Genomic DNA, 12,443 nt, shown 5'->3' with positions numbered 1-12,443 from the left:
TAATTCGATCAAAACTGACATTCTCTCGGATAAAACAGTGTTGCAAATTCATTTGTCAAGGCGTATACGCTGGCTGTGTGAGGAATCGAAGGGGCTATATGCGTGGTGACGCAGTGTGACGATATGCCTTCCGAGCCGCCGTTTGTCTCCGTTATCATTCCTGTCTACAACGACCCAAGGGGCATTCGGATGACTCTCGACGCCGTTCTCGACCAGACATATTCGGCGACGGACTACGAAGTGTTGGCCGTGGACAACGGCTCGACTGACGAGACGCGTGACGTTATCAGAAGCTACTGTGAGGAGTATCCCGACCGTGTGCGGCTCTTGGTCGAAGACGAGATTCAGGGTCCCGCGGCCGCTCGGAACACGGGGGTTGCCGAGGCGAACGGGGAACTGTTCGGATTCATCGACGCGGACATGACCGTCGAGGAGACGTGGCTCGAACACGCCGTCCAATCGATGGAATCGAACGACTGGGACTACATGGGATGTAACGTCGAAATCTACGTCGAAGAGGAAAGAGACACGCTCACCGCCAAATACAACCAGATTTTCGGCTTTCCCATCCAGAAGTATATCGAAGAACAGCATTTCTCGGGGACCGGATGCCTCTTCGTCCGCAGAACTGTGTTCGACGAGGTGGGGGACTTCGACGACCGACTGTTCTCCGGCGAGGACCAGGAGTTCGGCAATCGGGTGTACGACGCCGGGTTCGGTCAGCACTACCAACCCGCGATTACGATGTATCACCCCGCCCGCTCGTCGCTTCCCGCGCTCCTGAAAAAGCACTTCCGTCTGGGTCGTGGCCGAGCGCAGATGCAACGCTACCATCCGAGTCGGGTACAGAAACCGAGCCTTCTCAACCCGCGAAACTACCTCCCGCCGCATCCGATTCGATTCTACAAAAACGTCACCGAAGGAACCTCGCTGTCGAATACCGACGTGGTCTTGCTCTTTTTCATCGCGTACCTGAAACGCCTCAGCGCCACGGCGGGGTGGGTCTACGAACACTTCGGCGAAGGCGAGTAGTCAGTCCTCGTCGGACGCCCGTTTGAGACCCAACCCGGTGATGCCCGCGAGCCCGGCGAGAACGCCGAATCCGGGCTGACCGCTGGTGTTTTCGCTGCTTCCCCCCGAGTCGTTCGACCCGCCCGAACCGGGATTCTCCTGGTCGGTTCTGGTCACGGTCGGACCCACCGGCTGTCCGTTCGCGGCGTACGTCGGTATCGACTCTGCTTCGAGGCCGATGTAGTTGCCGGAGCAGGTCTTTGTGTTGTTGATGATGAACGGTTGGCCGATTTCGATCTGCTCTTTGTTCCCGTTCATGTAGAGGTCCGTTCGCACCGACTGCTGAGACGTACTCTCCTTGCCGAGGTTGTCGATGAAGACGCCGTTGTACACCCACGTCTCGTTCGCGTTCCAGTTCGGGAAGTCACACGTCGAGATGACGTCGGGGCTCGCCTCCTTTTTCTTCACGTTGGAGACGATGACGAACTGCCCGGCGTAGTTGTTCTCGAACAGTTTCGACTGACGGGTGACCATCTGTCGCATCGCTCTGTTCTGTGCCGTGTCGGTCGTGGTTCCGTCCTGTGCCGTTGCCGCCGTCGATGCGAGGGTCGCACCGACGACGCTGCTCGCTCCAGCGAGGAACGTCCGCCGTGTGTGTCGTGTATCGTCGGTCATTGTATCATCAGGTGAGTCCGGCGTCGATACGACGGCAATCTGTCACGTAAACGCTGGGGCCGACGAGGTAGGGAAGCGGTGTGAAACCAGATCGTCGCCGACGTTCAGAAACGACTTACGCCCGCCGGGACGAGTGGAGGTATGCGACAGTTCATCGTTCTCGGTCACGACGCTCCGACGACACCCGATTTCTCGCTCGACGATTTGGCGGGTGCGGCGGGGCGACTCGACGCCCTCTGTCGGTGCGTCAACAGCGCATTCTTCCTCTCGCACGATTTCCGGAGCGACGTACGCCTCTTTTTAGTCATGCAGGACGAACTGACGATTCGATTCGAGGGAAGCGAACTCCGCCGTCTCAATCCCGACGAGCGAAGCACGGCGGCACTCGTCCGCAAGGCGTTGGAGGCGAAATCCGAGGCTATCGGCCACATGGAAGCCGAAAGCACGCCCGGCGTCTTCGTCTCGAAGCGCGATTTCGAGACGGTTCTCTTGGAAGCGAGCAGGAAAGCCACCGTGGTCGAACTGCACGAAGACGGAACGCCCGTAGTCGACCTCGAACCGCCGGAAAATCCCTTGTTCGTCCTCTCTGACCACGGCGACTTCACCGACGAGGAGGCCGACTTGCTGGCGGATGCGTCCGACGCGCGGGTCCGACTCGGACCGTCGCTCCTTCACGGCAATCACGCCATGACGGTCGCTCACAACTACCTCGATACGGGCGGCTACACCGACTACTGACGCCCCCGTTTCGCAACCGTTAAAGGTGGGTGACTCCATCTTTCAATCGCGGGCCGGTGGGGTAGCCTGGTATCCTTCGGCCTTCGGGTGGCCGTAACCGCGATTCGAATTCGCGCCGGCCCATTTCTACCTCACGACGCTACTCAACTAGTGGACGCTCTCGATTTTGTACCACCGAGTCACCACGGTTAACCCCGCTCCATCCGTAGGCTCACCAACATGAGCGAGGGAATCGAATTCGACATCACGAAAACGGAGGAAATCGCCGGACAGCGGGACGAAGTCGTCGCCGCGGTCACGGACCACGCGGGGACGATTGCGCGCGAACTCGCGCTGTTGCAGGGCGGGGATTACGGTCAGGAAACGTTCAAAACGAGTGCGGGAGAGTGGACGCTCAAGTACGAGGCCGGGAACATCCAGTATCTCCGCTTCGAGGGGAAGGCGGGCGGCGAGACGTACGTCGTCTCCTCGAAACAACCGCCGGACCCCGACGACCTCGCGACGGCGATGCGGGATTACGACGCGTTCGTCGCGTCGTACAACGCCCACGTCGAGTCCAAGGAGGGCGTCTTGGACGACGTCTCGACGGACTTCCCGAGGGTCGAATCGACCGACACTGTCGTCTCCGAGCGAAACCGCGTCGTCGGGCGTATTCGGGAGGTTTCGGACGTGATGGCCGGTGAACTCCATCGCTACGACGGCGTCGATTACGGTACGTTCACGGCACGGGTCAACGGCAAACGGTGGGAGTTGAAACGCGAGGAGAGCAGGGCCTCGTACCTCCGCGTCGGCGGACAGGGTGGCACGTATCTCGTCTCGCAGTACGAACCGCCGTCGGCACCCGACGTTCGGGAACTCGCGGACGACTTCCGAGGGTTCGTGGAGGCGTTCAACGACTACGTGGACGAACTGGAAGCCGACCTCTCGAAGGTCTCGTTGTAACTCCCGCAGTGTCAAATTTCGAACCGCTTCCCGAACGCACAAACCCATTGCCGATGAGTTTCGGATATGACTTCGGAAAAAATAGCGGTCGTGACCGCCGCCGGTCGCGGTATCGGGGAAGCGTGCGCACGAGAACTCGCTGACGACGGCTACACGCCCGTTTTACTCTCGAAATCCGGTGCAGCGGTCGACGTCGCCGAGGACCTCGGCGGCGTCGGGTTCGAAGGCTCCGTGACGGACACCGACGACCTCGCCGCGCTAGTCGAGGCCGCGACGGAACGATACGGACGCGTCGACGCGCTCGTGAACAACACCGGACACCCTGCAACTGGCGACCTGCTCGACATCTCGGACGACGAGTGGCACGACGGACTCGACCTCGTCCTCCTGAACGCGGTTCGAACGGCGAGACTCGTCACGCCGGTCATGCGGGAACAGGGTCAGGGTGCAATCGTCAACATCTCCACTTTTTCGGCATTCGAGCCGAGCCACGAGTTCCCGGTGTCCTCGGTCCTCCGTGCCGGACTCGGGAGCTTCACGAAACTGTACGCCGACCGCTACGCCGCCGACGGAATCCGTATGAACGCCGTGCTTCCCGGCTTCGTGGACAGCTACGAGGTGGACGACGAGACGCGGGCGAAGATTCCGATGGACCGCCCCGCGGCCACGACGGAAATCGCGGATACCGTCGCGTATCTCGTTTCACCGTCGGCGAGTTACGTCACCGGACAGAACATCCGCGTCGATGGTGGTCTGACGGATTCGGTCTGAGTTCGGCTCGTTCCCCGAGGACGGGGAGGCTCACGCACTCTCATTTCCGCTCGCACTGCTGTCGCTCCCGCTCGTTCCACTGCCGCTCGTTTCGCCTCCACTTCCGCTCCCACTCGTCCCGCTTCCACTCGTTTCCCCGATGTCTACTCCACTTTCGCTCGTTCCGCCTCCGCTTCCTCCCGACGTTCCGCCCCCGGTATCCGTCGCCTCGGGGGTGCTGTTCGCCGTACTTTCTACGGACGTACTCGGCTCTCGTGACGTGCTGGACGCATCGGTCGTTTCCCGCGGTTTCGTCGTCCGTTCGCTCGTCTGCTGCCGAGTGGTCCCCGACTCCCGTGTCGTTTCCCGGGTTTCTTCCCCCGTTTCGGTTTCCGTCTCGGTCGTTTCCGTCGCCGGACGAAGCTTCCGATTGCACGCTTCCGTGTTCGGGTTTCGCTTCGATATCGTCGGCTCGGCGCTTCCCGACTCGTAGGCGGCTATGGTGACGATGACGAACCCGGACTCCCCGATGTCACCGACGTTCGACCTGTTGATTTGCGTTCGACCGCTCACCGGCCCGATTTCGTTGTACGAGGTGGCGAAGCCGTCCGACGCGTACCACGACGTGTTGACGGTCACCCGCTCGAAGTCGCCCGTCACGACCGCCCTTTTGCAACCCTGAAATTCGATACCTTTCGACTGTGTTCCGTTGTCGTCTTCCATTTCGTTATCTCCTCCTTCGCCTCCATCCGCTCCGCCGCCTTCACCGCCCATTTCGTCCGGGTTCACCCGTCGCCCGTTCAGGTAGACGGTCGCGTCGCCGTCGATTTCGAACGCGGTGAGGTCCCCGGAGAATCGGTAGGCATCTCCACCCCCGGCGACCGCTCCGCGGGCGCGGTTCCCGGACAGTACGTCCTCACTGTCGACGGTGACGTATCGATCGGCGATGGGCGCACCGTCGGCGTCCCCGCTCTTCGCTAAGCGACCGCTTACGGCGAACTCGTAGCGAACGACGTTGCCTGAACTGCCACCGAAGATGACGAGGTGATTCGGCAGTTTTCCGCTCGGCGCACCCCCCTCGCGACACCACGGACCCGCATACGGATTGTCCGCCGTGAACTTCGCCGGTTGCCCCGGTGTCTCCAGTTTCCGGGTGTCGAGGCTCACCGAGTCTATCGCGAACGGATAGGGGTCGTGTTCCGCCGTCGGATGCAGGACGGTGGTTCCGCTGACCGCTCCCGGGAACAACCAGTTCGTGCCGAGTCCCGCCTCGTCCCAGAAACTGGTGTGCATCCGAACCCCCCGGAACGTCCCGGTCACCCGCGCGGTGTTGCAGTCGAGGAACTCGACGGGCGCTCTGGCGGAGGGTGCGTCGCCGAGTTCGTCCGGTCGAACCTTGCGACCGTCGAGATAGACGCTGACCTCGTTCTGCCGGGCGGACGAGAGCGAGACCCGAAACCGGGTAATCCGCCCCGTGAAGCGATATGCGTCTCCTCCGCCCGCGACCGCTCCGCTGGCGTGCTGTCCTCGGTTCGAGATGCTGTCCTCCCCGTCGACGGTGACGTATCGGTCGTCGATGGGCGCACCGCCGCTGTGCCCGCTCTTCCGTAGCCGCCCGCTCACCGTCAGTCCGTACTCGATGACGGTGTCGGGACCGCCACCGAAGACGACGACGTGGCTGGTCGTTCCGTTCTCGTTCGCGTTCGTTCCCCCCGCTTCGGCCGTGGACGTCGTCCGAACCGTTCCCGCCGTCCCCACCACCCCGGCCGTTACCGCGAGTACCCCGCGTCTGCTTATCCGCTCGAAATTCATGAATCCCCGAAAGGATTCCACGCCGAGTCGAATAAAACACGACAACCGTTCTTCCGCCGATACGAGCGCAACGACGGCTTACTGGGGAGTTTTTGACAACCGTGGAGAATCACAGTTCAAACGACATTCGAAACCGAAGTGCCTTTGCGTTCGCTCGGAACAAATCCGGTATGGCTCCCCAGAACGACCCGCTCGCGTGGGAGACGCTCGAATCAGGCGTCGCCTACTCGTGTCCGGGGTTCGACGTTCGAAACGAGGAGGTCTGCCTGCCGGACGGCACCGAAACCGACTTCGACTACCTGACGGAACCCGAAAGCGTCGTCGTCCTCCCCTTCACCGAGGAGGACGACGTCGTCGTCATCGAGGAGTGGCGACAGGCGGTGTCACGCGTGTCTCGGGGGTTGCCGGTCGGTGGCGTGGAACCCGACGACGAGGATTTACCGGCCGCTGCCCGACGCGAACTCGTCGAGGAGACGGGATACGAGGCGGAGACAGTGTGCCACCTCACGACCGTCGAACCGGCGAACGGGTTCGCGGACAGCCTCCATCACTTCTTCGTCGCGTACGACTGCGTGCCGACCGGCGAGCAGGAACTGGATCACAACGAGAGTATCCGGTCGATGACGACGACGTTCGAAGCGCTCCGCGAGGAGATAGCCTCCGATGGCGTGTACGACGGCAGAACCGTCCTCGGCGTCCTTTACTACGAACTGCTCGGTGAGGGAGAGACGTCACCGCGAGCGGAGGGTTGAACAGGGAGGGCGCGGAACGAAACGGTATGTACAGCGTCGTGGGTTGTAACGGCTGTAGCAACCTGTGGATAGTCGATGGGCGGCCAGAAACGACGCGCTGTCCGCGGTGTGGGAAACGCCGAACCTTCAAGAAACTGAAGAAGTTCGTGGAAACGGACGACGAGGACCACGCTCGCGAGGTGCGTGCGTCCATGCTCGCCAACCGACAGGGACACGGCGAGGCGTTCGCCGAACTCGACTCGTTCGCCGAGATGGATTCGCAGGCCGACGAGGCCGGAATGGACGACGAGGAGTTCCTCGACCGTTCCGGCGTCGATTCCGAGGAAGTCACCGAGGCCGCGAACCGCGACGCCCGTCGAAGTACCAGCACGAGCAAAAAACAGGTGGTTCTCGACGCGCTCACGACCCTCGACAGACCGACCGAAGGGGAGGTGGTCGGATACGCGGGCGAACGCGGGGTTTCGAGCGAGTACGTCGAAACGGCACTCGCCAAACTCGCTCGGCGCGGCGAAATCAGCGAGAGTCGCGGGCGATATCGTCGGATTTGAACCCGCACTCGGTATCTACTTCCGCTGCTCGCCTATCGACCCAGTTCCTCGTGGGCGCTGGAGAGGTGTCGTGACGCGAGCGCGGCGAGGAGGGAGAGTTCACCCGCGAGCGCGCCGACCGTGATGATTTCGGCGAGCGCGTCGGCGTTGCTTCCGGCGGGGTCGCCGCCGCCGCGGAGGCCCAACACGTCGAGCGCTTCCGATTGCGTGGGTAGTTTCGTGCCGCCGCCGACGGTGCCGACTTCGAGGCTGGCGATGCTGACGCTGGCGTACAGTTCGTCCTCGCGGGCTTCGACGGTCGTGATGGCGTTGCTTCCCTCGACCACCTGCGCGGCGTCCTGCCCGGTCGCGAGGAAGGCCGCCGCGACGACGTTCGCTGCGTGGGCGTTGAACCCGAGGCTCCCGGCCTTCGCGCTTCCGACGAGGTTCTTTCGCGTGTTCGCCTCTTCGATTGCTTCCGGCGTCGTGTGAAGGCGCTCCTCGACGATTTCTCGCGGGACGTGGACGTCCGCCGTGACGCTCCTGCCGCGTCCCTCGACGGCATTGATGGCGGACGGTTTCTTGTCGGTACAGAGGTTCCCCGACAGCGCGACGAGACTCGCGGGCGTCTCCTCCTCGACGAGCGAGGCGGCTTCCCGCGTCGCGATGGTCGCCATGTTCATCCCCATCGCGTCCTTGGTGTCGTAGACGAACCGCAGGAACACGGAGTCGCCGACGACGTAGGTCGTCACGTCGAGGAGTTCCCCGTGGCTGGTCGTGGACTCCGCGGCTTCAGCGAGGTCATCGCGGTGCCCGCGAACCCAGCTTACGACCTCCTCGGCCTCGGCGACGCCCTCCACGCGGAAGACCGGCGCGCGGGTCATCCCGTTCTTCGTGACGCGGGCGTCCGCGCCTCCTGCGGTACGGATGACGGAACAGCCGCGGTTAACGCTCGCCAGAAGGGCACCCTCCGTCGTGGCGAGGGGGAGGTAGTGTTCGCCGTCCGCCGACCCGCCGCTGACGGGAATCGGCCCGGCCACGCCGAGCGGGACCTGAATCGCGCCGACCATGTTCTCGATGTTGTTCTCGGCCACCTCGGCGTCGAACGCGTACTTTCCGGCGGTGTCGAGGGACGCCCCGGTTTCCGATTCGAGGAGTTTCCGGCGCGCCGCCGCCGCCGTGTCGTGGTCCGCGTGGTCTTCGAGTTCGTGCAGGCGCAGGTCTCCCGCCAGTACCCGCTCCGCGAGGTCGTCTGCATCGGTCATGATTCGCCGGTTGTCGTCCCATCCCCTAACAGTTGCCCATTCCGTCGGGCGGCCCCCGACACTCGGCCGAATCCCCGAGTCTCCCAGAACCGGCCAGCAACCATTTTATTCGTCGTGGGTGTTCAGTCCGTATGGCAATCAGACCGGCGACGGTGGACGACGTGAGCGACATCCGCCGCATCGTTCGTTCGGCGTGGGACGACTCATACGGCTTCCTCTCCGAAAGGGAACAGGACGTCGCGTTCGAGGAGTGGTACGGTTCGGACCGACTCGAAGCACAACTCCATGACGACGATGCGATGTTCCTCGTTTCGGTCGCGGACGGCGAACTGGTCGGGTTCGCCTACGCCACCACCGACATCGACCCCGAACGCGTCGGAGAGAGCGAGATACGGAGCATCTACGTCGACCCCGACGAGTGGCGGACGGGCGTGGGAAGCGACCTCCTCGCCGCGATAGAGGACCGCGTGAGCGAGCGCGGATTCACGCAGTTGTCGGCTCCCATCTTCACCGAAAACGAACGCGGACGTGCGTTCTTCGAGGCCAACGGCTTCGAACGGATCGAAGAGCGCGTCGTCGACCTGTTCACCGGCGGAACGTGCGACGCCGTCGTCTACTATCACCAGTTCTCGAAGTGATGGAGACGGGTCGTTTCGAGCGCCCTCGCCGAACCTGCTGGCGGCGAGAGGCTTAACACCCATCCACTCGTAGCGAAACCGTGTACAGGTCGCGTCTCTTGCTCGGCATGGCCGCCGTCTTCGCCGGAATCACGGTTTCGATGGTTTCGCTGGGATTCGCGTACAATCCTGTTCTCATCGTTTTCGCGGTCCCGTTCGGTATCACGACGGCCATCCTGTGGTATCACGCCACGGGGCGACTCGCGAAGAAGGTCGAACGCGAGGCGTATCGAGAACCGCGTCGGGGGTTCGGCCCGTCGCCGGGTGCGGCACGCGAGCAGGCGCGACAGCAAGCACGCGAACGAGCGCGCTGGCAAGCGGCGGGACAGCAAGGAGCGACAGCAGGAGGTCGAGCACGGACCGGTGGGAGGGCGGCAGGCGGGCGTGCTACGGTCGACGGACGGCCCAGGCCGAGTCCGAAGGAGGCCTATCGAATCCTCGGCGTCGATGCCGACGCGGACGAGGACGCGGTTCGGCAGGCGTACCGTGAGAAGGTAAAACGCGTTCATCCCGACCGAGCGGACGGGAGCGAAGAGGCGTTCAAACGTGTCAATAGGGCGTACGAACGCGTTCGCACCGACCGCTGATTATCAGTCGCGGTACTGACGGACGAATTTATTACGGATGGTTCATAACACATCCCGTACTAAACCATGCCGACACTATCGCCCCCGGCTATCGTCCCTCGTATCCGCCGGAATCTGTCGTTTCGCCCCTCCCTCTCCAAAATTCACCGAGAGGTTGTCATCTGATGCGGGGCCGCAGAGTCGTTTCGCTGTTCGTCGTCGTCCTCTTCCTCTGCTCGCTCCTCGTGGGACCGATGTCGTCCGTCGGTGCGGCCGGGAAAAGTGCCAACTTCGAAACACGGTCACCCAGCGACGACCGCGGCGACGTGATTTCGATCACCGTCCACGCTTCGAAAGCGGCGACGGTCAACATCGGGTCGCCCGAACAGGGATTTTGGGTACAGGTGAACGTGACGAAGGGCACCACGACGCTCGACCTCAACACGTACTGGGCCGACGACCCGAACGAGGCAATTTCGTTGAAAGCGGGTAGCATCAAGGGCACGCCGAACGTTCGAATTCCGTCGGAATCCGGACCGCTCCAACCCGGCGTGTACGATATGAACGTCACGGTCGATGGGGTCACACAGGACATCGGTTCGTTCACGGTCGAACAACGTGAGACGGGCGACGCGTGGACGGGAGTGTTACCGAAACCGGAAACGGTGAATCCCGACGACTTCGAAACCGCGAATGAGCTACGGAAAGCGGCATCCGCGACGGAAAACGGGACGGTTGCGAAGGGCGACCAGTTCGTTCTCGCCGTCAACGTGTCCGGGATGTCGGGGTTCCTCGATAAGTCGATGCTCGACGGAAGCGGGGAGAACGTCAGCGTTCACTTCCACCAAACGAACGCCCATCGTAACACCGTTCCGAACGAATTCGACGGCGACGAAGCGACGCGAATGATGCTCGACGACGAAAACGACGTGATGTACCTGATACTCGACACGGACGGGCACGACATCGAATCCGGAGATACGTACGACGTCACGTTCGAAATCGGCGCGGAAAACGGATTAGTTTCGGAGCCGGAGCGAGCGACGGCGACCCTTTCCGTCGAGGAGCCTCGCGTCTCGTTGGACTACTCGGGCGACGTACTGGTCGTCGAAGACGAAACCAGAATCGGTGGGACGACGAACCGCGCGCCCGGAACGACGGTGAACGTGACCGCCTACGATACGGGCGAAGACTCGTTCTTCTGGCCGAAGACGGCGACGGTGACGGAGGGGAGGACGTTCGGCGCGACGTTCGATTTCGGCGGCGTCGAACCGGGAACCTCCTTCAGCATCGAACTCCGTGACCAAGACAGGACCGTCACCGGCGTCGTCGCCGCCAGACGGACCACGACCACGACGACAACCGCGACAATCACGACGACGGCAGCAACGACGACCGCTACGTCTACGACGACCACCACGAACACGATTACGACGACGAACACGACGACAGCGACCACCACGACCATGGCGCTTCCCCCCGTCGAAACCGAGCAACCAATCACCGCACAGTCGGTTTCGGAGGGTGGCTTACCGGGATTCGACGTTCCTGCCGCGTTCGTGGCGCTCGTGTTGGGGGCCGTTCTCGTCCTTCGTCGGGCACGATGAACGTGTCCGATAGTTTTTATACTATGGTTGATCATACCTGCATAAAACGGGAGGCCCGCTTCAGACCATGATACGACAGATTCCTGACGACGAATTTCCGGAGTTCGTCGCTGCCCTCTGGGAGAAACAGGGCTGGCAAACGACGGTGACGGAGAAGTCCGGCGAATCGTTCGTCGCCCTCCAACGCGACGGCGCGGAAGGACTCATCTGGGCCGATCCCGGAACAGGGGAGAGCGTCAGCGGACAGGCACTTCAGCAGTTCGTGATGATCTGCAAGAAGTACGGCGTCGACGAGGGAGCCATCGTCACGCCAGGAACGTTCAGCGAGGACGCGGGAAAAATCGGCTCGCAGGCGGGCGTCCAGTTGGTCGATGGCGAGAAACTCCGAACTATCGTCGAGGCCCGCGAACTACACGACCTCGTGGGCGGGTTCGTCGAGGACGGAGACGGCTCCAACGGAGACGACGAAGACGGAGACGGCTTTTCACTCCCCTTTTCGCTCCCGGATTCGGTCTCGCTTCCGGAGGGAATATCGCGGAAAGCGGTGGCCGGCGTCTTCGTCGCCGTTCTCGCTATCGTCGCTACTGTCGTCGTCGCACCCACGATTCTCGGCACCGGCGGCGACGTGCGGACCGGCGGGTGGAACGTCACCGCGAACTCCACCGCACCGAGCAACGCGACTGGCGCGCTCGACGTTCGGTGGAACACAAAGCGGGTCTCGAAGGTGAATCCGGAAGGCGGCAACGGAGTGTACAAACCGGATGACGGAACGGAGTTCCTTCTCGTCTCGATGAACGTCACGAATTCGGGGAACGACTCGCTCGGACTCCGACCGCAGGCGTTCGCGCTCCGTTCGAACGGAACGCTTCGAGGCTACCAGCCCCTCAACGACACCGAGGGCTTTCAGCCGAGCGTCCTCGACAGCGGTGAATCGGTGAGCGTTTGGTTCGTCTTCTCCATCGACGACGACGCTACAAACGCGACCATCGTCACGACGGGGCGACTCCGACGTGACCATGTCCGAACGAAGTTCACCCACGACGAGACGGTAGCCGTCGAGACCTAACTATAACTCCCGAGCGCATCGTACCGATGCCGTGCAAACCGGCCTGTAACGCGGG

The 12,443-nt window shown here is 62.5% G+C and carries 13 protein-coding genes and 1 tRNA gene; 11 read left to right on the top strand and 3 right to left on the bottom strand.

The genetic code is table 11. The features are described 5' to 3' along the window. The first annotated feature begins 123 nt into the window (after positions 1-123). The gene (locus tag AC1XDK_RS02140) at positions 124-1,032 is read left to right on the top strand and encodes a glycosyltransferase family 2 protein (RefSeq protein WP_483348123.1); all 909 of its coding nucleotides are present in this window, start codon (positions 124-126) and stop codon (positions 1,030-1,032) included. Here the strand turns inward: AC1XDK_RS02140 and AC1XDK_RS02135 are convergent, their stop codons facing one another. Then, on the bottom strand, positions 1,033-1,686 hold the full coding sequence (locus AC1XDK_RS02135) for a hypothetical protein (protein ID WP_483348122.1): 654 nt from the start codon (positions 1,684-1,686) through the stop codon (positions 1,033-1,035). A 141-nt stretch (positions 1,687-1,827) separates the two neighbouring features. Between AC1XDK_RS02135 and trmY the strand changes: the two genes are divergently transcribed. The 4 genes from trmY to AC1XDK_RS02115 all read left to right on the top strand — a co-directional run bounded on the left by trmY (position 1,828) and on the right by AC1XDK_RS02115 (position 4,137). Continuing rightward, positions 1,828-2,424 (top strand): tRNA (pseudouridine(54)-N(1))-methyltransferase TrmY, encoded by a 597-nt coding sequence (gene trmY, locus AC1XDK_RS02130; RefSeq protein ID WP_483348121.1) that lies wholly within the window; start codon positions 1,828-1,830, stop codon positions 2,422-2,424. 50 nt (positions 2,425-2,474) lie between these two features. Then, a tRNA-Pro gene (locus AC1XDK_RS02125) sits at positions 2,475-2,547 on the top strand. Between the two features lie 96 nt (positions 2,548-2,643). After that, positions 2,644-3,366, top strand: a complete 723-nt coding sequence (locus AC1XDK_RS02120) for a profilin-fold protein (RefSeq protein WP_483348120.1) — start codon at positions 2,644-2,646, stop codon at positions 3,364-3,366. Between the two features lie 66 nt (positions 3,367-3,432). Continuing rightward, on the top strand, positions 3,433-4,137 hold the full coding sequence (locus AC1XDK_RS02115) for an SDR family oxidoreductase (RefSeq protein ID WP_483348119.1): 705 nt from the start codon (positions 3,433-3,435) through the stop codon (positions 4,135-4,137). A gap of 30 nt (positions 4,138-4,167) precedes the next feature. Here AC1XDK_RS02115 and AC1XDK_RS02110 read toward each other — a convergent pair whose 3' ends face one another. After that, the gene (locus AC1XDK_RS02110) at positions 4,168-5,928 is read right to left on the bottom strand and encodes a hypothetical protein (protein WP_483348118.1); all 1,761 of its coding nucleotides are present in this window, start codon (positions 5,926-5,928) and stop codon (positions 4,168-4,170) included. A gap of 170 nt (positions 5,929-6,098) precedes the next feature. Here AC1XDK_RS02110 and AC1XDK_RS02105 point away from each other — a divergent pair, with 170 nt between their 5' ends. Both AC1XDK_RS02105 and AC1XDK_RS02100 read left to right on the top strand, forming a co-directional pair. Continuing rightward, complete coding sequence (locus tag AC1XDK_RS02105) at positions 6,099-6,680, top strand: NUDIX hydrolase (RefSeq protein WP_483348117.1); 582 nt, start codon at positions 6,099-6,101, stop codon at positions 6,678-6,680. Positions 6,681-6,706: 26 nt separating this feature from the next. Continuing rightward, positions 6,707-7,228 carry a DUF5817 domain-containing protein gene (locus tag AC1XDK_RS02100; protein ID WP_483348116.1) on the top strand — a complete coding sequence of 174 codons (522 nt, stop codon included), beginning with the start codon at positions 6,707-6,709 and terminating at the stop codon, positions 7,226-7,228. Between the two features lie 32 nt (positions 7,229-7,260). Here the strand turns inward: AC1XDK_RS02100 and hmgA are convergent, their stop codons facing one another. Then, positions 7,261-8,472: a hydroxymethylglutaryl-CoA reductase (NADPH) gene (hmgA, locus tag AC1XDK_RS02095; RefSeq protein WP_483348115.1), complete on the bottom strand. Its 1,212-nt coding sequence runs from the start codon at positions 8,470-8,472 to the stop codon at positions 7,261-7,263. A 131-nt stretch (positions 8,473-8,603) separates the two neighbouring features. Between hmgA and AC1XDK_RS02090 the strand changes: the two genes are divergently transcribed. The 4 genes from AC1XDK_RS02090 (at position 8,604) to AC1XDK_RS02075 (ending at position 12,388) form a co-directional block, all read left to right on the top strand. Then, positions 8,604-9,110 carry a GNAT family N-acetyltransferase gene (locus AC1XDK_RS02090; protein WP_483348114.1) on the top strand — a complete coding sequence of 169 codons (507 nt, stop codon included), beginning with the start codon at positions 8,604-8,606 and terminating at the stop codon, positions 9,108-9,110. Between the two features lie 80 nt (positions 9,111-9,190). Further along, on the top strand, positions 9,191-9,736 hold the full coding sequence (locus tag AC1XDK_RS02085) for a J domain-containing protein (RefSeq protein WP_483348113.1): 546 nt from the start codon (positions 9,191-9,193) through the stop codon (positions 9,734-9,736). A gap of 164 nt (positions 9,737-9,900) precedes the next feature. Further along, complete coding sequence (locus AC1XDK_RS02080) at positions 9,901-11,322, top strand: BGTF surface domain-containing protein (RefSeq protein ID WP_483348112.1); 1,422 nt, start codon at positions 9,901-9,903, stop codon at positions 11,320-11,322. 67 nt (positions 11,323-11,389) lie between these two features. Beyond that, on the top strand, positions 11,390-12,388 hold the full coding sequence (locus AC1XDK_RS02075) for a restriction endonuclease (protein WP_483348111.1): 999 nt from the start codon (positions 11,390-11,392) through the stop codon (positions 12,386-12,388). Positions 12,389-12,443 lie beyond the last annotated feature (55 nt).

Source organism: Haladaptatus sp. HS23 (assembly GCF_056892285.1).
The sequence above is the reverse complement of the archived record's forward strand: the minus strand, read 5'-3'. Positions and strand labels throughout refer to the sequence as shown.

Coding starts and splice junctions, on each gene's coding strand:
- AC1XDK_RS02140 (WP_483348123.1), top strand. CDS start 124: ATGCCTTCCGAGCCGCCGTTTGTCTCCGTTATCATTCCTGTCTACAAC.
- AC1XDK_RS02135 (WP_483348122.1), bottom strand. CDS start 1,686: ATGACCGACGATACACGACACACACGGCGGACGTTCCTCGCTGGAGCG.
- trmY (WP_483348121.1), top strand. CDS start 1,828: ATGCGACAGTTCATCGTTCTCGGTCACGACGCTCCGACGACACCCGAT.
- AC1XDK_RS02120 (WP_483348120.1), top strand. CDS start 2,644: ATGAGCGAGGGAATCGAATTCGACATCACGAAAACGGAGGAAATCGCC.
- AC1XDK_RS02115 (WP_483348119.1), top strand. CDS start 3,433: ATGACTTCGGAAAAAATAGCGGTCGTGACCGCCGCCGGTCGCGGTATC.
- AC1XDK_RS02110 (WP_483348118.1), bottom strand. CDS start 5,928: ATGAATTTCGAGCGGATAAGCAGACGCGGGGTACTCGCGGTAACGGCC.
- AC1XDK_RS02105 (WP_483348117.1), top strand. CDS start 6,099: ATGGCTCCCCAGAACGACCCGCTCGCGTGGGAGACGCTCGAATCAGGC.
- AC1XDK_RS02100 (WP_483348116.1), top strand. CDS start 6,707: ATGTACAGCGTCGTGGGTTGTAACGGCTGTAGCAACCTGTGGATAGTC.
- hmgA (WP_483348115.1), bottom strand. CDS start 8,472: ATGACCGATGCAGACGACCTCGCGGAGCGGGTACTGGCGGGAGACCTG.
- AC1XDK_RS02090 (WP_483348114.1), top strand. CDS start 8,604: ATGGCAATCAGACCGGCGACGGTGGACGACGTGAGCGACATCCGCCGC.
- AC1XDK_RS02080 (WP_483348112.1), top strand. CDS start 9,901: ATGCGGGGCCGCAGAGTCGTTTCGCTGTTCGTCGTCGTCCTCTTCCTC.
- AC1XDK_RS02075 (WP_483348111.1), top strand. CDS start 11,390: ATGATACGACAGATTCCTGACGACGAATTTCCGGAGTTCGTCGCTGCC.